Here is a 19149-nt window from a genome sequence, read left to right on the forward strand (position 1 = left end):
CCCCTTCTTGCGGCCTACAGGCCGACAACCTCGGCCAGACCGGAGATATCCTTGACCTCGGTATAGCCGTAGAACGGATTGGCCGGTTCATGGGCGCGGTTGACCCAGACCTTGTGTTTGATGCCCATGTCATGCGCGGTCATCAGATCGTAGCGGAAGCTCGACGACACATGCAGGATGTCCTCCGGCCCGCAGCCCAGCTCGTCCAGCATATATTCGAACGGCCTCATCTGTGGTTTATAGGCGCCTGCGCTTTCGGCGGTGAAGACATGGGCGATGGGGGCCCCGAGCTTGGCGATGTTATGCGGGATCTGCGCATTCATCGAGTTGGTCAGGGCCACCAGCGGAATATGCGGTGCGATACGGGCCAGCCCTGCGGGCACATCCGCATGCGGCCCCCAAGTGGGCACGCGGGTGTAGATATCATGCGCCACTGCGGCATCGAATGGCACAGCATTGCGTTTGCAGGTCCGTTCCAGCGCGTTATGGACGATTTCGGCATAAGGCTTCCATGCGCCCAGCACCTCGTCGAGACGGTAGGCCGAGAAATCGCGGATGAAGGCGTCCATTGCGGGCGCGGAGAGATGCGCGCTGTAATGGTGGCGCGCCGCACCGGCCATGTCGAAGTTGATCATCGTGCCGTGGCAGTCGAAGGTGATGAATTTCGGGCGGAAGGTCATAGCTGTCTCCGGGAACTGTAAGATGGGTCCAGCCTGACGCCTTTGCCGCGACTATAGGTGCCGCAAGTGCGGCCTCTAGCGCAGGAAATACCGTTTGCAGCGCGCAGATCGGCATGCGCTGCCGCCTGTGCCACGGTTTCGATGCCTTGGCGCAGGCGGGATCGGGCAGGATGGGTCTATCGGAATGCGTCCCACACCTAGCCGAAAGGATCTCCCATGACGTGCCTTCTTCCTCTAGAGACCTCGCCCGCCTTTCCCCCGCGCGAAGCGACCGCCGCGCCCGAGCGGCGGATCGAGGGGCAGCCGCAGTATAAGACATGGGAGCTTGATGCCGCGCTGGCCGAGGCCGCCAAATGGGGCAAGATCCGTACCGGCATCTGGGAGGCTACGCCGGGCAAGACGGTCTCGATGAAGGGCGATACTTTCGAGTTCTGCCACATCCTGTCGGGGCGCTGCCTGATTTCGGAAGAGGGCGGGGCCAGTCATGAATTCGCGGCAGGCGACAGTTTCATCCTGAAGCCCGGCTTTGTCGGTACATGGCAGACGCTCGAAACGCTGCGCAAAATCTTTGTGATCGCAGCATGAGCCCCGCCACTCTTACGCCCGCCACGCTTATGCCCGCCACGCTTACGCCCGCGGATCTTCTGGCCCGTCTGGTGGGCTTTCCAACGGTGGTCGGCCAGCCCAATGGGGCGCTGATCGAGGATGTGGCGCGTTATCTGCGCGCGCATGGGGCCGAGGTGACGGTTCTGGCAGGGCCCGAGGGCGACAGGTCCAACCTCTTCGCAAGCTTCGGTCCGAAAGACGTGCCCGGCATTGTGCTGTCGGGGCATGTCGATGTGGTGCCTGCCACCGAACCGGAATGGCGCGCCGATCCGTTCGTGCTGCGCCGCGAGGGGGACCGGCTGATCGGGCGCGGGGCCTGTGATATGAAGGGCTTCGTGGCTGCGGTGCTGGCGGCGGCTCCCGCGATGGGGCGGATGGCTCTGCGTGCGCCGCTCCATATCGCGCTGTCCTATGACGAGGAAGCGGGGTGCAAAGGGGTGCCGCATCTTCTGGCCGCCCTGCCTGCGCTCTGCGCGCCGCCCGAGGGGGCGATTATCGGTGAGCCCACCGGACTGGTGCCGGTGCTGACGCATAAAGGCAAGGCGGCGCTGCGGCTTTCGGCCAAGGGGCGTTCGGGGCATAGCTCGCGTCCCGATCTGGGCCAGAATGCCATCCAGCGGCTGGTGCCGGTGCTGGCGCGGATCTGTGCGCAGGCGGAAGCCTTGACGCGGGGGCCGCAGGATGCACGCTTCGCCCCGCCTTACAGCTCGGTGCAGATCGGCACGATCTGCGGAGGCCAGGCGGTGAATATCATTCCGGATTTCGCCGAAGCCCAGATCGAGGCCCGGGCCATTGCCGGCGTATCCCCCAAAGCGATCCTGCAGGAGGTTCTGGTGGATTTGCCCGAAGGGGTCAGCCTCGATTGGCTGTCGGAATATCCCGCCCTTGCGCTGGCTCCCGAGGCCCCTCTTGCCCGTTTGGCCGAGACCCTGACGGGGCGGGCTGCACAGGGCGCGGTCAGCTTTGGCACAGAGGCCGGTTTGTTCCAGCAAGCGGGGATTGCGGCCATTGTCTGTGGTCCGGGAGATATTGCGCGTGCGCATAAACCCGAGGAATATCTCACCCTGTCCGAGCTCGAGGGCACCTGTGCGATGTTGTCCTCCCTGATCGACCGGCAGGCGGCCTGAAGGGCGGCATAAAATGCTGTCGGGCTGCGGCAAATGCGATCTAGGCTGCGGCCCGACCCCGCGATGCAAGGGAAACTGCCGTGGTGCAGGCGCTAGTCTGGAGCGGACAGATGCAAGAAGGAAAGAGACCCGAGCCATGACCGATGCCGCCCAAATCACTATTGCGCCGATGGAGCCTGCGCATCTGGCGCAGGCCCATGCGATGTCGCAGGCTGTTGCATGGCCCCATCGTCGCGAAGACTGGGCCTTGGTGCTGGGCGTGTCCGAGGCAGTGGTGGCGCTGCAGGGGGACAAGGTTGTGGGGACCGCGATCCTGTCGCTGCTGGGCGATGTCGGCACGATGAATATGATTATCGTCGACGCGGCGATGCGCGGGCGCGGGTTGGGGCGGGCATTGATGCAGACGCTGCTGGATCGGGCGGGCAGCATGGAGCTGCGGCTGGTGGCCACTGCCGACGGTTTGCCGCTGTATCGCAAGCTCGGCTTTCAGGCCGTGGGCGAGGTGGCGCAATATCAGGGTGTCGCACAGGCCCAAGCCCCCGAACAGCCGGTGCGGGAGGCCACGCCCGAAGATCTGGCCGTCCTGTTGGCGGCGGATCGCGCCGCGACCGGTATGGAGCGGAGCCGCGTGCTGCACGAGATTGCCGCACAGGGCGAGGTGATCGCCATGCAAGGCGGGGTGGCGATGATCCGTGCCTTCGGACGCGGGCACGTGATCGGGCCGATCCTTGCGGCAGATGACCGTGCCGCGCGGGCGCTGCTTTCGGAAGCGGCCTGCCGCGTGGCGGGGCAGTTCCTGCGCGTCGATTTCGCGCCCGAGCACGCTCTGGCCGATCATGCCAAGGCGCTGGGTCTGCACCATGCGGGGGGCGGGATCGAGATGGTGCGCCCTGCGGGCGAGCGCGCCCGCACCCGCGACCGCGCCGCAGCACCGGCGCAATCGTTAGAACTGAAAACCTATGCCCTCGTGTCACAGGCCCTGGGCTGATCTTAGGAGACTGTCAATGTTGACCAATTCCCTGATCGAGATGGATCGCCAGCACCTGATCCACCCCGTGTCCTCGTTTCAAGGCCATGCTGCGCGTGGTGTGCGGGTGCTGGCCTCGGCCAAAGGGGCGCGGGTGACCGATGCCGAAGGGCGCGAGCTGATTGACGGCTTTGCCGGTCTTTGGTGCGTGAATGCGGGCTATGGCCATGAAAGCGTCGTCGAGGCGGCGGCTGAACAGATGCGCAAGCTGCCTTATGCCACGGGCTATTTCGGCCTTGGGTCCGAAGCCCCGATCAAGCTGGCCGCGGCCTTGGCCGAACGGGCTCCGGGGGATCTGAACCATATCTATTTCTCGTTGGGCGGCTCGGATGCTGTCGACAGCACGATCCGTTTCGTGCGCTATTACTGGCATGCCAAGGGGCAGCCCGGGCGGGACCAGTTCATTTCGGTCGAGGAAGGCTATCACGGGTCGACCAGCATGGGTGCGGGCCTGACCGCGCTGGCCGGTTTCCACGAGGGGTTCGGTGTGCCCTATAGCTGGCAGCACAAGATCTCGTCGCATTACACCTATCGCAACCCGTTGAAAAGCGACGCCGAAATCATTGCCGCCTCAGTGGCTGAACTGAAGGCGAAGGTGGCCGCGATCGGGCCGGAGCGCGTCGCGGCATTCTATGTCGAGCCGATTCAGGGGTCGGGCGGTGTGCTCGTGCCGCCGAAGGGCTGGATCAAGGCCATGCGCGAGGCCTGCCGCGAATTGGACATCCTGTTTATCGCGGATGAGGTCATCACCGGTTTCGGGCGCACCGGTCCGCTCTTTGCCTGCGAGGAAGAGGGCATCGTGCCGGATATGATGACCACGGCCAAGGGCCTGACCTCGGGCTATGTGCCGATGGGGGCGGTGTTCATGTCGGACCATGTGTTCGAGACCATTGCCGAGGGCGCGGGCGCCAAGGCGGTGGGCCACGGTTTCACCTATTCGGCGCATCCCGTGTCGGCGGCGGTCGCGCTGGAAGTGCTGTCGCTTTACGAAGGGGGGCTGCTGGAGAATGGTCGCAAGGCCGGTGCGCGTCTGATGGAGGGGTTGCAGAGCCTGTCCGATCACCCGCTTGTGGGCGATGTGCGGGGCCGCGGGATGCTGGCCGCACTCGAACTGGTGACGGATAAGGACAAGAAAACCCGCCTGCCTGCCTCGGTCCAGCCGGCGACACGGCTGTTTGATCGCGCATGGGACAAGGGGCTGATCGTGCGGTCCTTCGCTCAGGGGATCTTCGGTTATGCGCCGCCGCTCTGCTGTACCGATGACGAGATCGACCAGATCGTGGCGCGCACCAAGGCGGTGCTGGACGAGACGCTGGATGATGCGGATGTCCGCGCGGCGATGGCCTGATGGCGCTTCTGTATCTTTCGGTTCCCGAACGCGGTGCGGTCTGGGCGCAGATGCTGGCCCGTGCGGGGGTCGAGATGGTGATGGGCGAGGCGGCAGTGACAGATCCTGCCGCCATCACCCATATCGCCTGCTGGCAACCGCCGGAGAATCTGGCGCGCTATCCCAATCTCAGGGCGGTGATCTCGGTCGGGGCGGGGGTGGACCAGATGCCGCCCATGCCCGAAGGGGTCATCCTGTCGCGCACGATTGCGCCGGGTATCGAACAGATGGTGCGGGACTGGGTGGTGATGGCGGTGCTGGCGCTGCATCGCGATCTGCCACTATATATCGCGCAGGCTCGCGAGGGACGCTGGCAGCTGCATGCGCCCCGCTCTGCCCATGAGGCCCGTGTGGGGATCATGGGAATGGGGCGGATCGGGCAGCTTGTCGCGCAGACGCTGGGCGCGCTTGGCTTCGAGGTGGCCGGATGGTCGCGCTCGGGGCGGTCCACGGCAGAATGTGCCGTCTATGATCAGGCGGGCCTGCCGGAATTTCTGGCGCGCAGCGACATTCTCGTGTGTCTTCTGCCTTTGACCGGGCAGACGCGGGGGCTGATGGATGCCGCGTTTCTGGCGCAACTGCCGCAGGGCGCGCGGCTGGTGCAGGCCGGACGGGGGCCGCAGCTTGATCTGGAGGCGCTCAGAACGGCGCTGGACAGCGGCCGGATTGCTGCGGCAATGCTGGATGTGACCGACCCCGAACCCCTGCCTGCCGATCATTGGGCATGGGCCGATCCGCGTGTGCTGATTACGCCGCATATTGCCGCGAAAACCGGCCATGAGGAGGGCGCGCGCCATGTGCTTGCCGTGATCGAGGCCACCACCAACGGAACGCCCGTGCCCGGTCAGGTCGATCAGGCAAAAGGCTACTGACCTCTGCCGGCCGGCCCTCGGGCCGGTTGCGCCCTTGCCGCATGAAATTCTGTCCCTGCGCGGATCGATACAGAAGATTATGCCGTGAAGCCCCCTCAATTCGGTGTTCCAAGCGCAGGATCCTTCGGCACACTGGGGTTTGTAAGACCAAGATTGCAGGGGAGATACCGGCGCCCGCAGCTCAGCCTACCCTCGCGCGGAGGCAGGCCCGCCGCCACCTCTCCCGCCCGCGTTTTTGCCGGATCTCTCCTCCGGTCCACCCGCAGAAAGGACTGCCGAAAATGGCAACCACCACCGCCACCAAACCGTTGACCGCCTTTCGCTATGTCACGTTCGATGTGGTCGGCACCCTGATCGATTTCGAAGGGGCCATCAAAGAAGGGCTTGCGCAGATCGCGGCCAAGGAAGGTCTGGCGATTGACGGCGAGGCTGCGCTGTCGGTCTATCGCGAGGCGCGCTATGAAGAGGGCGCGCAGCGTTTCCCCGATGATCTGGGGCGGTGCTATGCGCGCATTGCCGCAGCGATGGGCCTGCCCGACACCGAAGAATACCGTCAGCTGATGATCGACATCGTGGGCGAGGCCAAGCCTTTCCCCGATAGCGTCAAGGCGATGGCGATGCTCAAACAGCATTACAAGCTGGTGGCCATGACCAATGCCCGCCGCTGGGCTTTCGAGAAATATGCCGAGAAACTGGGCCAGCCGTTCTGGGCGGGGTTCACCACCGACGATACCGGCTGCGAGAAGCCCGACCCCGATTACTTCCATCAGGTTTTTGCCTATGTGGAACAGGATGGCGGGTCGAAGGAGGACATCCTGCATACCGCGCAAAGCCAGTATCATGATATCGGCATCTCGCGCGCATTGGGCATGACAAACGCTTGGATCCAGCGGCGGCACGCGCAAAGCGGATATGGCGGCACGATCGCCCCGAAAGAGTTCACCGAACCCGATTACCATTTCCATGCGCTGGCCGGTCTGGCGCAAGCGGCAGACGCGGCCTTTCGCGGCTGACACATCTTTCCCAGGGCGGCATCAAGACCGCCCGGGCTTCCGTCCAACGATCATAAAAACGGTGCGGCTGCGCACCCCTGACAGGGATACCCACGATATGACATATAAGCCGACAAACTGGTCCGGTCGCGATGATGCGATGGTCGAGACGATGATCCGTCGCGGGGCCTCGCGACGGGATCTTCTGAAGATGCTGATGGCCTCGGGGATCGGGATGGCGGCGGGCGGGTCGCTTCTGCTGCGGGCCGATCAGGCGGTCGCGGCGACCCCTGTCTATGGCGGGCATCTGAAAGCTGCGGGCTGGTCGTCCTCGACCGCCGATACGCTTGATCCGGCCAAGGCCTCCATGTCGACCGATTACGTGCGCTGCTGTGCGTTCTATAACCGCCTGACCATTCTCGACGAACAGGGCGTCGTGCAGATGGAACTGGCCGACAGTCTCAAGACCGATGATGCGAAGACATGGGAAATCAAGCTGAAATCCGGTGTGAGCTTCCATGACGGCAAGACCCTCTCGGCCGAGGATGTGGTCTATTCTCTCAAGCGCCATCTTGATCCGTCCGTAGGGTCCAAGGCCAATGCGATGGCCGCGCAGATGACCGAAATCTCCAAGCTTGACGATCTGACGGTGAAGATCGTGCTGGCCGGCGCCAATGCCGATCTGCCGACCATTCTGGCGATGCACCATTTCATGATCATCGCCGATGGCACGACCGATTTCAGCAAGGCCAACGGCACAGGTGCTTTCATCTGCGAAACCTTCGAGCCGGGTGTGCGGTCGATCGCTGTGAAAAACCCGAATTACTTCAAGGACAAAGCCCCCTATCTTGATAGTTTCGAATTCTTCGCGATTGCCGATACCAATGCGCGGGTCAATGCGCTTTTGTCGGGGGATATTCAGGTCGGGGCTTCGCTCAACCCGCGTTCGGTGCGCTTTATGGACGGCAAGCCGGGGGTGCAGACCTCGATCACGCGCTCGGGCAGCTATACCGACCTCAATATCCGGCTGGATATGGAGCCGGGTGCCAAGACCGGCTTTGTCGAGGGGATGAAATATCTGGTCAATCGCGAGGCGATCCAGAAGTCGATCCTGCGGGGCATGGCCGAAATCGGCAATGACCAGCCCGTTTCGGCATCGGACCGGTATCACAATCCCAATCTCAAACCGCGCGCTTACGACCCCGATCAGGCCAGACACCATTTCGAGAAAGCGGGGCTTTTGGGGGTCGAGATCCCGCTTGTGGCCTCGACGGCGGCGAATTCCTCGGTGGATATGGCGACCATCATCCAGCAGATGGGCGCGCAGATCGGCATGAAATTTACAGTCGATCAGGTGCCGCCCGATGGCTATTGGTCGAATTACTGGCTGAAATCGCCGGTGCATTTCGGCAATATCAACCCGCGCCCGACCCCCGATATCCTGTTCTCGCTGCTTTATGCCTCGGATGCGCCGTGGAACGAAAGCCATTACAAATCGGAGAAATTCGACAAGATGATGCTGGAGGCGCGCGGCTCGCTGGACGAGGAGAAGCGGACCTCGATCTATTGGGAAATGCAGGAAATGGTGGCCAATGAGGCGGGCACGATCATTCCGGCCTATATCTCCAATGTCGACGGGCTTTCGGATAAGGTCGGGGGGATGCGCCCGAACCCGCTGGGGGCGCTGATGGGCTTCACCTTTGCCGAACATATCTGGCTGAACGCCTGATCATAGCCGAGCGGACCTGCGCGCCTTGGCGCGCAGGGGCCATTCTTGAAGATTGCTCCGAAGGGAGGTGCCCCTTGCCCCAGTCGTTTATGCCTTGGGTTCTTGTTTTCCAACGGCTTGGTATCGCGATCCTGACATTGCTGATCGTGTCTTTCGCCGTGTTCTTTGCCACCGAACTCCTGCCCGGAGATGTGGCGGAAATCCTGCTGGGACAGGCGGCAACGCCCGATGCCGTGGCCGGTCTGCGCGAGGCGATGGGCCTTGATAAGCCCGCCCTCCTGCGCTTTCTGGGCTGGCTTCTGGGCTTTTTCCACGGTGATCTCGGTATTTCCTATGTCAATAATATCCCCGTGGCCGATCTGGTGGGCGGGCGGCTTCTGAGCTCGCTGAAACTGGCGGGGATCACCACCGTGATCTCGGTGCCGGTCGCGCTCGGTCTCGGGATCGGGGCGGCCATGTGGCGCGGGTCCTGGTTTGACCGGATCGTGTCGATCCTGACCATTTCGGTGATCTCGGTACCCGAATTCATGGTGGCCACGCTGTCGGTGCTGATCTTTGCGGTCTGGCTGGGCTGGCTTCCCGCGCTCAGCTACGGGGCGGCAGAGGTGACCTCGTTCGGGGCGCTTCTCAAGGCCTATGCGATGCCGGTGATCACGCTGAGCTTCGTCATCTCGGCGCAGATGATCCGCATGACCCGTGCGGCCGTCATCGAGACGATCAACACCCCCTATGTCGAGATGGCGCTGCTGAAGGGGGCCTCGCGCAAGCGGATGGTGCTCAAACATGCGCTGCCCAATGCGCTGGGGCCGATCGCCAATGCGGTCGCCCTGTCGCTGAGCTATCTGGTGGGCGGGGTCATCATCGTCGAGACGATCTTCAACTATCCCGGCGTGGCCAAGCTGATGGTCGATGCCGTTTCCACCCGCGACCTGCCGCTGATCCAGTCCTGCGCGTTGATCTTCTGCGTCAGCTATCTGCTGCTGATCACGCTGGCCGATCTTATCGCTATTCTCTCCAACCCGAGGCTGCGCCGTTGATGAATATGACAAGTTTCCGCCTCCCGACGCCGAAAAACCTTGGCTATTCGTTTAATTGGGTCGGCCGTATCGGTCTGGCCGTGATCCTGTTCTGGGCGGTGATCGCGATCTGCGGCAGTGCCCTTGCGCCGCATCCGCCGGGCGAGATCGTCGATTGGGATTTCTTCGGTGCCGCCTCCGGAAAGTTCTGGATGGGCACGGATTATCTGGGGCGCGACGTATTCTCGCGTGTGTTGCTGGGCGCGCGTTACACCGTCGGCATCGCGCTGGCCTCGGTTTTTCTGGCCTGTTCGGGCGGGGTGATCCTTGGCATGGTGGCGGCGGTCGCGGGGGGCTGGTTCGACATGATCCTGTCGCGGCTGCTGGATGCGCTGAACGGCATTCCCTCGCTGCTGTTCGGGCTGGTGACGGTGGCGGCCATCGGCTCCTCCATTCCGGTGCTGGTCGGGACTTTGGCGGTGATCTATCTGCCCGGGGCATATCGCTTTGCCCGCGCGCTGGCGGTCAATGTGAACACGATGGATTTCGTGACGGTGGCCCGTGCGCGGGGCGAGGGCACCCCCTATCTGATCGCCCGCGAGATCTTCCCCAATATCCTCGGCCCCGTTCTGGCCGATCTGGGATTGCGTTTCGTGTTCATCGTGCTGGTGCTTTCTGGGCTGTCCTTCCTTGGCCTCGGGGTGCAGCCGCCCAATGCCGATTGGGGCGGGCTTGTGCGCGAGAATATCGAAGGTCTGTCGCTGGGGGCGCCGGCGGTGGTCTTCCCCTGCTTGGCCATCGCTTCGCTGACCATTTCGGTGAACCTGTTCATCGACAACCTGCCCACCAAAATCCGCGACAGGAGCTGAACCATGAAAGATTTCGCACAAGAAACCGCGCTTGTTTCGGTCCGTGATCTGCGGATCGGGGCGACCACCGATGCGGGGCGTAAAATCGAGATCATCAAGGGGGTCAGTTTCGACATCGCCCCCGGCGAGATGGTGTCATTGATCGGGGAATCCGGTTCGGGCAAAACCACGATCGCGCTGTCGCTGATGGGCCATACCCGCACCGGCTGCGAGATCACCGGCGGCGAAATCCGGCTGGACCGGCATATCGTGACCGCGATGTCGGAAAAAGCCCGTGCCCGTATTCGCGGCACCGAGGTGTCCTATGTGCCGCAATCGGCGGCTGCGGCCTTCAACCCCAGCCAGCGTATCATGGATCAGGTGGTGGAAATCACCACAATCCACGGCCTGATGCCCCGCGATGAGGCCGAGGCCAAGGCTGTATCTCTGTTCCGTGCCTTGGCTCTGCCCAACCCCGAGACCATCGGTCAACGCTATCCCCATCAGGTCTCTGGCGGGCAGTTGCAGCGGCTGTCGGCGGCGATGGCGTTGATCGGTAGCCCCAAGCTGGTAATTTTCGATGAGCCGACCACTGCGCTGGATGTGACCACCCAGATCGAGGTGTTGCGGGCGTTTCGCAATGCGATGGCCGAGGTCGGGGCGGCGGGTGTCTATGTCAGCCATGATCTGGCGGTGGTGGCGCAGATTGCGGACCGGATCGTGGTGCTGAAGGGCGGCGAGATACAGGAAGAAGGCAGCTGCGAGCAGATCCTGCATGCGCCTGCCCATCCCTATACCAGACAGCTTCTGGCCGCTTTCGAGCCGGTGCTGCATGAACCCTCCGGCGTGCCGGACCGCGCCAAGCACACGCCCATTCTGCAGGTGCATGATCTTTGCGCCGGATACGGGCCGATGCGCGATGGCGTGCCCTATGCCAAAATCCTCAAAAACGTGAATTTCAAGCTGGATCGGGGCCGCAATCTTGGGGTGATCGGGGAATCCGGCTCGGGGAAATCAACCCTTGCGCGGGCGATTGCGGGGATCTTGCCGCCCTATCGCGGCTATACGATGGTGGACGGGCAGGAAATGCCGCTTGATCTGGCCAAACGCTCCAAGGAACAGCTGCGCCGTGCGCAGATCGTGTTCCAGCTAGCCGATACGGCGCTGAATCCGGCACAATCCATCGGCACCATTCTGGGCCGTCCGCTGACCTTCTATCACGGGCTGCGGGGGCAGGCGCGCGAGGCCCGCGTGATCGAGCTGCTGGACATGGTGCGTCTGCCTGCCAGCCTGCGCCACCGCCTGCCGGGCGAACTGTCGGGCGGGCAGAAACAGCGCGTCAATCTGGCCCGCGCCTTGGCCGCCGAGCCGGAGCTGATCCTGTGCGACGAGATCACCTCGGCGCTGGATACGGTTGTGGCGGCGGCGATCATCGAGCTGCTGAAAGAGCTGCAGCGTGAACTGCACCTGAGTTATATGTTCATCAGCCATGATCTTTCGACCGTCGAGGCGATCTGTGACGAGGTGCTGGTGATGTATAAGGGCGAGGTGGTCGAGGCGCTGCCTGCGGCCCGCATGAGCGCGGAGGCGTTGCATCCCTATTCGCGGCTGCTGATTTCGTCTGTGCCGCAGCTTGATACGAACTGGCTGAACACGCTGGAACAGGACCCCGAACTGATTGCCACATTCGCCAACCGCTAAGTGAAAGCCCCGCCCTTCGCGGGGCTTTTTCACAGCCGGTCGGCAAAGATCCGCGTCAGCGGGATCTGGGTTTTGACGAAGGGCGTTTTCATCACCACGAAGCTGAAATATTTGTCGATACCGATATCGCGGTCCACGAGCCCTTCGAGGATGGTCTGGTAATCGCCAATAGAGGCGGTGACGAATTTGGCCAGATAGTCATAGCCCCCCGAGACCAGATGGCATTCGATGCAGCTATCCACCTTTTCCAACGCCTCCTGAAAGCGGGCGAAGTCGATCTGGCGATGGTTCTTGAGGGTGAACTCGGTGAACACCGTCAGGGTTTCCCCGAGCTTCGTCATGTCGATCTGTGCGGTATAGCCGCTGATATATCCCGCCCGCTGGAGCTTCTTGACCCGCATCAGGCAGGGTGAGGGCGAGAGCGCCACCAGATCGGCAAGTTCGACATTGGTAATGCGGCCATTGCGTTGCAGCTCCGCCAGAATCTTCAGGTCGATTCTGTCCAGTTTATAGGCCGTGCTCATGTCTTCCCCTGCCGTGATCGCTTTTCCGACCATTCTTAGCGTGTTTTACAGCGCAAGGAAGAGTGTGCAAGGCGGCGCATACAACATGAAATGCCACAAAAGCCCGAGATTTGGCAGATGACGCTGCGCGGGGGCGGTTAGCCTGCGGGAAATAATAAGGAGACGCCGATGCCTGCCCCTCTTTTGACATTGGAAAGCAGTGATATGCTGCCCGCCGAGGCGGATTGCGTTGTCATCGGCGCAGGGATTGTCGGCACCTGTGCGGCCTATTGGCTGGCGCGGGCAGGGCAGAAGGTTGTCCTGCTGGAAAAGGGCCGCGTGGGCGCCGAACAATCCAGCCGCAACTGGGGCTGGTGCCGCCAGCAGAACCGCGATGCGCGGGAATTGCCTTTGTCGACCAAGTCTCTGGATTTATGGGAAGATATGACCCGCGATATCGGCGAGGACATGGGGTTCAAACGCTGTGGTCTGCTGTATCTGTCCAATGATGCGGCGGAAATCGAGGGCTGGGCGAAATGGGGCGAATTCGCGCGGGGCGAGGGGGTTGATACCCGTATGCTCAGCGCCGCCGAGGCCGCCCTACGCGGAGCCGCCACGCAAAAGCCCTGGGCGGGCGGTGTCTGGTCGCCCAGCGACGGCACGGCGGATCCCTCGCGCGCAGCCCCTGTGATTGCCAAGGGCATTTTGAAACACGGCGGCCATGTGATCCAGAATTGCGCGGCGCGCGGGTTGGAGACCTCCGCAGGGCAGGTCAGCGCCGTGGTGACCGAACGCGGCACCATCAAGACGCAGCAGGTGGTGATGGCAGGCGGCGCATGGGCGTCGAGCTTCCTGCATCAGCAGGGCATCGCCTTCCCGCAGGCCTCGGTGCGCAGCTCGATTCTCTCGGTGGCTCCGGGGGCGGAAGGCATCCCCGAGGCGCTGCATACGGCGGCGGTCTCGATCACGCGGCGCGGCGATGGCGCCTATACACTGGCGATCTCGGGCAAGGCCGCCGTTGACCCGACGCCGGGCATGATCGCTCAGGCCAAGCACTTCCTGCCGATGTTCACCAAGCGCTGGAAAAGCCTCACTCCGGGCGGGTTGCAGGCATGGAAAGCGGGCTTCGAGACCCGCAAGACATGGGCGCTTGACCAGATCACCCCGATGGAGCGCGCCCGCGTGCTGGACCCCGTGCCCGACAAGGGGCTGGTCACTCTGACCCTGCAACGCGCGCGCGATCTGCTGCCTGCGCTGAAGGTGCTGCCGGTGCAGGCCTCTTGGGCGGGCTTCATCGATTCCACCCCCGATGGCGTGCCGGTGATCGACACCGACACCGGCCTGAAGGGGCTGACGCTGGCGGCGGGCCTGTCGGGCCATGGCTTCGGCATCGGTCCGGGCGTGGGGCATCTGGTGGCCGATATGCTGCTGGGCCGCACCCCCATCACCGAGACCGCGCAATACAAGCTGGCGCGTTTCAACGAAAGCCAATGGGGCAAAGTCTCGAAGTTCTAAGCCGGCATATTATGCTGCCAGAGCGCTTGCGCAGACAATTATGCCGTCGGCGCGGGCGTTTTAACCAGAATTCACGCGCCGGTCTCGCTTAGGCTGGGGCCAAGCATGATGAGGATAGCATGAGTTTCGCATTCGACCCCACTTCGGTCTCTTTGCCTTCGGGCCATTTTATTGGTGGCGACTATGTCGCAGCCCCCGAGGCGATCGAGGTCATCTCGCCCTCGACAGGCCAACGCATCGGCGCCATTGCCTGTGCCGATGCGCAGATGGTGGATCGCGCTGTCGCCTCGGCGCGGCAGGCGTTGAAGACCTCGAACTGGGGCGGGCTTGCACCGCGAGACCGCGCCAAGGCGCTGCATAAATGGGCCGATCTGATGGAGGCCGAGGCGCCCTATCTGGCGAGCCTTGAGGCGATCTGTTCCTCGCGCCCCTATGCGCAGGCGCTCACCGGCGATATCGCGGTCACCGCCGAGCAGATCCGGTTCTTCGCGGAATTCGCCGATAAGGAATGCGGTGATCTGGTGCCCACGTCGGACGGGCAGTTCGGCTATATCTCGGACCATCCCTATGGCGTGATCGGCGCGGTGACCCCGTGGAACTTCCCGATCTCCATGGCGGGCTGGAAGCTGGGCCCCGCGCTTGCGGCAGGAAATGCTGTTGTCATCAAACCCTCCGAGATGACGCCCTATACCACGCTCTATATGGCCGAATTGTCGGTGCGCGCGGGCATTCCGGCGGGTCTGGTGAATGTGGTTCTGGGTGACGGGCCGACCACCGGCAATGCGATCACCGGCCATCCGGGCATTGATAAAGTGTCTTTCACCGGTTCGACCCGCGCGGGGGCGGCGATCATGGAGAATATCGCGCGCCATGGCATCAAGCCGATGACGCTGGAGCTGGGCGGCAAAAGCCCGATGCTGGTCTTTGCCGATGCCGATCTGGATAAGGCGGCCGAATGTCTGGCCAAGGGTATCCTGCCCAATGCGGGGCAATTCTGCGTGGCGGGTTCGCGCATTCTGGTCGCGGCCTCGGTGGCTGACGAGCTGTCTGCCAAGCTGATGGCGGAATTTGGCCGCCAGGTGCCTGATGTGACCCATGCGGGGGCTGCGGGCTTTTCGCCCATCATTTCCGCCCGTCAGATGGGGCGTATCGATTCCATCGTGCAGGCGGCCCGTGCCAAGGGCGGCGAGATCCTCTGCGGTGGGGCTGCCTTTGACCGCGCGGGCAGCTTCTACCAGCCGACCCTGATTGCAGGTGTGGATGAGACGAACCCCGCCGTGACCGAAGAAATCTTCGGCCCCGTGGCCACCTTCCAGACCTTTGACAGCGAGGAAGAGGCCATGACGCTGGCGGCACATGACACCTACGGGCTGTGCGCGGGGCTGTTCACGCAAGACCTCTCGCGTGCCCTGCGTCTGAGCGGTCGGCTTGAGGCCGGCACCGTCTGGGTCAACCGCTATGGCCGCTCGCGTGATCACATTCTGCCGACGGGGGGCTGGAAAGCCTCGGGTCTGGGCAAGGACTTGGGCCGCGAGGCTTACCGCGCCAACCGGCGCACGAAATCTGTGCTGATCGATCTGTAATCGGCCAAAGGAGTAAAGATGAAGACCTATACGCTCGCCCTTATCCCCGGTGACGGGATTGGCGTTGATGTGACCCATGCGACGATGGAAGTTCTGGATGTGGCTGCGGCCAAATTCGGTTTTGCGCTGAAGCCCACCACCTTCCCGTGGTCCTGTGAATATTACGTCGAGACCGGCAAGATGATGCCCGAGGACGGGATCGAACAGCTGCGTCCCTTCGATGCCATCTATCTGGGCGCCGTGGGTTGGCCGAAGACCGTGCCGGATTCGGTGTCTTTGCACGGGCTTTTGCTGCCGATCCGCAAGGCGTTCACCCAATATGCCAATATCCGCCCGCACCGCCTGTTGCCGGGTGTGGAAGGCCCGCTGAAATCCGAAGGGTTCGATATCCTGTGCATCCGCGAGAATACCGAGGGCGAATATGCCGGAGCCGGTGGCCGCGTGCATCAGGGGCAGGACAATGAGGTGGCGACCGAGGTCTCGATCTTCACCCGCAAGGGCGTCGAACGTATCCTGCGCTTCGGCTTCGAGCAGGCTCGTGCGCGGCGCAAGCATCTGACCTCTGTCACCAAATCCAACGCCCAGAAATACTCGATGGTGTTCTGGGACGAGATGACCGACAAGCTGGCCGCCGAATATCCCGATGTGACCGTCAGCCATATGCATATCGACGCGATGGCCGCCAAGATGGTGATGGCACCGCAGGATCTGGATGTGATCGTGGCCTCGAACCTCTTTGGCGATATCCTCACCGATCTGGGTGCGGCCATTCAGGGCGGCTTGGGCTTTGCGGCCTCGGCCAATATCTGCCCCGATCCGTCGGTACCCTCGATGTTCGAGCCGGTGCATGGCTCGGCCCCCGATATCGCGGGTCAAAACATCGCCAACCCGATTGCCGCGATCTGGTCGGGCGCTATGATGCTTGAGCATCTGGGCGAGAAAACCGCCGCCGAGGCTATTCTGGCCGCCATCGAGGCCGCCACCGCCCGTGGCATCGGCACCCGTCCGAGCGCCAGCACCACCGATGAAATTACCGCAGCGGTGAAAGCCGCATTGGAGGCATAAGATGACCCTGCATGAAAGCTTTGATCTGCGCGCCCAGCTGCGCGACCCCGAGCTGTTCCAAGAGGCCGCGCTGATCAATGGCGAGTGGCGCGCGCGGGCCGATATGGCGGTGATGAATCCCGCCACCGGCGATGTGCTGGGCCATATGCCCGACAATACCGCCGCCGAGACCGAAGAGGCGATTGCCGCCGCGGCAGAGGCGATGAAGTCGTGGAAGGCCAAGACCCATGCCGAGCGCGCCGATATCCTGATGGCGTGGTATGATCTGATGCTGGAGAATGCCGATGATCTGGCGCTGATCCTGACCGCCGAACAGGGCAAGCCGCTGGCCGAGGCCAAGGGAGAGATCGTCTATGGCGCGTCCTTCCTCCGCTGGTTTGCCGAAGAGGCGCGTCGCATCAACGGCCATATCATCCCCAGCCCCGTGAAGGGCAAGAAGATCTTCGCGATGAAAGAGCCCGTGGGCGTCTGCGCGATCATCACGCCGTGGAACTTCCCGACCGCGATGATCACCCGCAAGGTGGCACCGGGTCTGGCGGCAGGCTGCACGATGGTTATCAAACCCTCGGATTTCACGCCCTATTCGGCGCTGGCGCTGTGCCTTCTGGGTGAGCGTGCGGGTATTCCCGCAGGCGTTTTGAACTGCCTGACCGGTCGCCCCGAGGCCATCGGCGGTGCGCTGACCGCAAGCCCCGTGGTGCGCAAACTGTCCTTCACTGGCTCGACCCGTGTTGGGGCGCTTCTGGCCGAACAATGCGCGCCGACGCTGAAGAAGATGTCGCTGGAGCTGGGCGGCAATGCGCCCTTCATCGTGTTCGACGACGCCGATCTGGATGCGGCTGTCGAAGGCGCTATGGCCTCGAAGTTCCGCAATGGCGGCCAGACCTGCGTCTGTGCCAACCGTCTGCTGGTGCAATCGGGCATCCATGACGCTTTCGTGGCCAAGCTGGCCGAGAAGGTAAATGCGCTGAAGGTCGGGCCCGGCACGGCGGAAGACACCACCATCGGCCCGATGATCAATTCGGCCGCAATCGACAAGATCAACCGCCATATCGAGGATGCGCTGTCCAAAGGTGCTACCCGTGCGACTAAGAAGCGCGCGCTGACGGCGCAATATGCCGATCCGACGGTTCTGGTGGGTGCGACGCTGGACATGCAATGCGCCGGTGAAGAGACCTTTGGTCCTGTGGCTCCGGTCTTCAAATTCGAGACCGAGGAAGAGGCACTGGAGATCGCAAATGGCACGCCCTTCGGTCTGGCCGCCTATTTCTACACCACCGATATGGCCCGTGCTTTCCGCTTTGGCGAGGCGCTGGAAACCGGTCTGGTGGGTCTGAATACCGGTGCGGTCTCCCATGCCGAAGCGCCGTTTGGTGGCGTCAAAGCTTCGGGTCTGGGGCGTGAGGGCGCGCAGGAAGGCATCGAGGAATATCTCGAAACCAAAGCCTTCCACTTCGGCGGGTTGTAAGCTGGCGGGCGGAACGGCCAAGGGCAGGCCTTGAGGTCTGCCTCTGGCCTAGCGGTCTTGCGAAAGGGTCAGCAGGGCCTTGCGGAACTCCGGATTGCTCAGCACGACCTCGCCCGCCCCCAGCGTTTTGGCATGGGACAGCGCCATTGCCACAAGCTGTTGCGCCTGTTCAACCGCCTGTGCAAGCGACAGGTCGTGCCCCAGCCCGGCGATGATCAGCGCGGCAAATAGATCCCCCGTGCCGGGCAGGGCGATCGGAAGTTTGCGTACAGGATGGCGGCTGGGAGGCTCGGGGCCCAGAATGATACTTTCGATATGGCCATCGGCTGTGTCCTCCAAGGCGCAGCCGGTCACCACAAGCCGCGCATCCGACCCCATGCCAAGCGCGCGTCGGGCGTGCTCCAGTGCCTCCAGCGTGGTAAAGGGCTGGCCGGTCAGCCATGCCAGTTCGAACGGATTGGGGGTGGCCAGATCGGCCAGCGGCAGGAGCAGATCGCGCATGACATCGGCAATGGCTTCCGGCACGTAGAGACCCGGCCCGCTATCGCCCAGCACCGGATCGCAGAGATAGAAGAGGTCCGGATTGTCGGCTTTGGCCTGCGCGATGAACGCGGCGGTTTGCCGCGCCACCTCGACCGAACCGATATAGCCCGTCAGAAGGAAATCCGCCCGCTCGGGCAGGCCCCTTTCCTGCGCGCCGCGCAGCAGATCGGCAAAGAAGGCGGCGGGCAGGGCCTGTCCGCGCAGGGTCGGATAGTCGGGGGTGTTCGAAAAGACGACGGTCGGGATGGCTGCGACCTCCAGCCCTGCCGCCTGCATCGGAAAGACCGCCGCCGAATTGCCGACATGGCCAAAGACAACCTGACTTTGGATCGAGATCACGAAAGGCGGATGGGGCATGGCTTGGGGTCCGTTGGCTGGCGGCATCGGTGGTGGGATCTTTGCGATACGCTTCCTGCTCGGGCGGGTCAATCGGCGCGGGGCAGCGGTCGGCGATGAAAAAAGGCCGGTCTTGCGACCGGCCAGTTTG

The 19149-nt window shown here is 63.1% G+C and carries 17 protein-coding genes; 14 read left to right on the forward strand and 3 right to left on the reverse strand.

The features are described from left to right. Positions 1-14: 14 nt before the first annotated feature. Positions 15-680: a haloacid dehalogenase type II gene (locus AC2ISB_RS16020; protein WP_330647191.1), complete on the reverse strand. Its 666-nt coding sequence runs from the start codon at positions 678-680 to the stop codon at positions 15-17. Positions 681-896: 216 nt separating this feature from the next. On the opposite strand from AC2ISB_RS16020, the gene AC2ISB_RS16025 reads away from it, so the two are divergent. The 10 genes from AC2ISB_RS16025 (at position 897) to AC2ISB_RS16070 (ending at position 11985) form a co-directional block, all read left to right on the forward strand. Next, entirely contained in the window at positions 897-1265 is a 369-nt protein-coding gene (locus tag AC2ISB_RS16025) for a cupin domain-containing protein (protein WP_486577202.1), read from the forward strand. After that, entirely contained in the window at positions 1262-2413 is a 1152-nt protein-coding gene (argE, locus tag AC2ISB_RS16030) for an acetylornithine deacetylase (RefSeq protein ID WP_486577203.1), read from the forward strand. Before AC2ISB_RS16025 ends, argE begins: the two co-directional genes overlap by 4 nt. A gap of 136 nt (positions 2414-2549) precedes the next feature. Further along, on the forward strand, positions 2550-3401 hold the full coding sequence (locus tag AC2ISB_RS16035; protein ID WP_486577204.1) for a GNAT family N-acetyltransferase: 852 nt from the start codon (positions 2550-2552) through the stop codon (positions 3399-3401). A 16-nt stretch (positions 3402-3417) separates the two neighbouring features. Continuing rightward, positions 3418-4788, forward strand: coding sequence for an aspartate aminotransferase family protein (locus tag AC2ISB_RS16040; protein ID WP_330647187.1), 1371 nt, complete (start codon positions 3418-3420; stop codon positions 4786-4788). Continuing rightward, positions 4788-5699, forward strand: a complete 912-nt coding sequence (locus AC2ISB_RS16045) for a 2-hydroxyacid dehydrogenase (protein ID WP_486577205.1) — start codon at positions 4788-4790, stop codon at positions 5697-5699. Before AC2ISB_RS16040 ends, AC2ISB_RS16045 begins: the two co-directional genes overlap by 1 nt. A 281-nt stretch (positions 5700-5980) precedes the next feature. Then, on the forward strand, positions 5981-6712 hold the full coding sequence (locus AC2ISB_RS16050; RefSeq protein WP_486577206.1) for an HAD-IA family hydrolase: 732 nt from the start codon (positions 5981-5983) through the stop codon (positions 6710-6712). 97 nt (positions 6713-6809) lie between these two features. Continuing rightward, positions 6810-8420: an ABC transporter substrate-binding protein gene (locus tag AC2ISB_RS16055; protein ID WP_330647184.1), complete on the forward strand. Its 1611-nt coding sequence runs from the start codon at positions 6810-6812 to the stop codon at positions 8418-8420. An 89-nt stretch (positions 8421-8509) separates the two neighbouring features. Beyond that, complete coding sequence (locus AC2ISB_RS16060) at positions 8510-9457, forward strand: ABC transporter permease (protein WP_339109804.1); 948 nt, start codon at positions 8510-8512, stop codon at positions 9455-9457. Next, the gene (locus AC2ISB_RS16065) at positions 9457-10305 is read left to right on the forward strand and encodes an ABC transporter permease (RefSeq protein WP_330647183.1); all 849 of its coding nucleotides are present in this window, start codon (positions 9457-9459) and stop codon (positions 10303-10305) included. The genes AC2ISB_RS16060 and AC2ISB_RS16065 overlap by 1 nt, the downstream gene beginning before the upstream one ends. A 3-nt stretch (positions 10306-10308) precedes the next feature. Then, on the forward strand, positions 10309-11985 hold the full coding sequence (locus AC2ISB_RS16070) for an ABC transporter ATP-binding protein (protein ID WP_486577207.1): 1677 nt from the start codon (positions 10309-10311) through the stop codon (positions 11983-11985). A 29-nt stretch (positions 11986-12014) separates the two neighbouring features. Here the strand turns inward: AC2ISB_RS16070 and AC2ISB_RS16075 are convergent, their stop codons facing one another. Further along, on the reverse strand, positions 12015-12509 hold the full coding sequence (locus AC2ISB_RS16075) for an Lrp/AsnC family transcriptional regulator (RefSeq protein WP_330647181.1): 495 nt from the start codon (positions 12507-12509) through the stop codon (positions 12015-12017). A 168-nt stretch (positions 12510-12677) separates the two neighbouring features. Here AC2ISB_RS16075 and AC2ISB_RS16080 point away from each other — a divergent pair, with 168 nt between their 5' ends. The 4 genes from AC2ISB_RS16080 to AC2ISB_RS16095 all read left to right on the forward strand — a co-directional run bounded on the left by AC2ISB_RS16080 (position 12678) and on the right by AC2ISB_RS16095 (position 18119). Then, complete coding sequence (locus tag AC2ISB_RS16080) at positions 12678-14003, forward strand: NAD(P)/FAD-dependent oxidoreductase (protein WP_486577209.1); 1326 nt, start codon at positions 12678-12680, stop codon at positions 14001-14003. Between the two features lie 119 nt (positions 14004-14122). Then, positions 14123-15586, forward strand: a complete 1464-nt coding sequence (locus AC2ISB_RS16085) for an aldehyde dehydrogenase family protein (RefSeq protein WP_486577210.1) — start codon at positions 14123-14125, stop codon at positions 15584-15586. An 18-nt stretch (positions 15587-15604) separates the two neighbouring features. Continuing rightward, on the forward strand, positions 15605-16651 hold the full coding sequence (locus AC2ISB_RS16090) for a tartrate dehydrogenase (RefSeq protein ID WP_486577211.1): 1047 nt from the start codon (positions 15605-15607) through the stop codon (positions 16649-16651). A gap of 1 nt (position 16652) precedes the next feature. After that, the gene (locus AC2ISB_RS16095) at positions 16653-18119 is read left to right on the forward strand and encodes an NAD-dependent succinate-semialdehyde dehydrogenase (RefSeq protein ID WP_486577213.1); all 1467 of its coding nucleotides are present in this window, start codon (positions 16653-16655) and stop codon (positions 18117-18119) included. A 48-nt stretch (positions 18120-18167) separates the two neighbouring features. Here AC2ISB_RS16095 and pdxY read toward each other — a convergent pair whose 3' ends face one another. Then, a complete protein-coding gene (gene pdxY, locus AC2ISB_RS16100) occupies positions 18168-19019 on the reverse strand; it encodes a pyridoxal kinase (protein WP_486577214.1) in 852 nt (283 codons plus the stop codon). Positions 19020-19149 lie beyond the last annotated feature (130 nt).

This window comes from Thioclava sp. NS-SX20 (genome assembly GCF_057380695.1).

Coding starts and splice junctions, on each gene's coding strand:
- AC2ISB_RS16065 (WP_330647183.1), top strand. CDS start 9,457: ATGAATATGACAAGTTTCCGCCTCCCGACGCCGAAAAACCTTGGCTAT.
- AC2ISB_RS16045 (WP_486577205.1), top strand. CDS start 4,788: ATGGCGCTTCTGTATCTTTCGGTTCCCGAACGCGGTGCGGTCTGGGCG.
- argE (WP_486577203.1), top strand. CDS start 1,262: ATGAGCCCCGCCACTCTTACGCCCGCCACGCTTATGCCCGCCACGCTT.
- AC2ISB_RS16025 (WP_486577202.1), top strand. CDS start 897: ATGACGTGCCTTCTTCCTCTAGAGACCTCGCCCGCCTTTCCCCCGCGC.
- AC2ISB_RS16090 (WP_486577211.1), top strand. CDS start 15,605: ATGAAGACCTATACGCTCGCCCTTATCCCCGGTGACGGGATTGGCGTT.
- AC2ISB_RS16070 (WP_486577207.1), top strand. CDS start 10,309: ATGAAAGATTTCGCACAAGAAACCGCGCTTGTTTCGGTCCGTGATCTG.
- pdxY (WP_486577214.1), bottom strand. CDS start 19,019: ATGCCCCATCCGCCTTTCGTGATCTCGATCCAAAGTCAGGTTGTCTTT.
- AC2ISB_RS16080 (WP_486577209.1), top strand. CDS start 12,678: ATGCCTGCCCCTCTTTTGACATTGGAAAGCAGTGATATGCTGCCCGCC.
- AC2ISB_RS16050 (WP_486577206.1), top strand. CDS start 5,981: ATGGCAACCACCACCGCCACCAAACCGTTGACCGCCTTTCGCTATGTC.
- AC2ISB_RS16040 (WP_330647187.1), top strand. CDS start 3,418: ATGTTGACCAATTCCCTGATCGAGATGGATCGCCAGCACCTGATCCAC.
- AC2ISB_RS16075 (WP_330647181.1), bottom strand. CDS start 12,509: ATGAGCACGGCCTATAAACTGGACAGAATCGACCTGAAGATTCTGGCG.
- AC2ISB_RS16035 (WP_486577204.1), top strand. CDS start 2,550: ATGACCGATGCCGCCCAAATCACTATTGCGCCGATGGAGCCTGCGCAT.
- AC2ISB_RS16095 (WP_486577213.1), top strand. CDS start 16,653: ATGACCCTGCATGAAAGCTTTGATCTGCGCGCCCAGCTGCGCGACCCC.
- AC2ISB_RS16060 (WP_339109804.1), top strand. CDS start 8,510: ATGCCTTGGGTTCTTGTTTTCCAACGGCTTGGTATCGCGATCCTGACA.
- AC2ISB_RS16055 (WP_330647184.1), top strand. CDS start 6,810: ATGACATATAAGCCGACAAACTGGTCCGGTCGCGATGATGCGATGGTC.
- AC2ISB_RS16020 (WP_330647191.1), bottom strand. CDS start 680: ATGACCTTCCGCCCGAAATTCATCACCTTCGACTGCCACGGCACGATG.
- AC2ISB_RS16085 (WP_486577210.1), top strand. CDS start 14,123: ATGAGTTTCGCATTCGACCCCACTTCGGTCTCTTTGCCTTCGGGCCAT.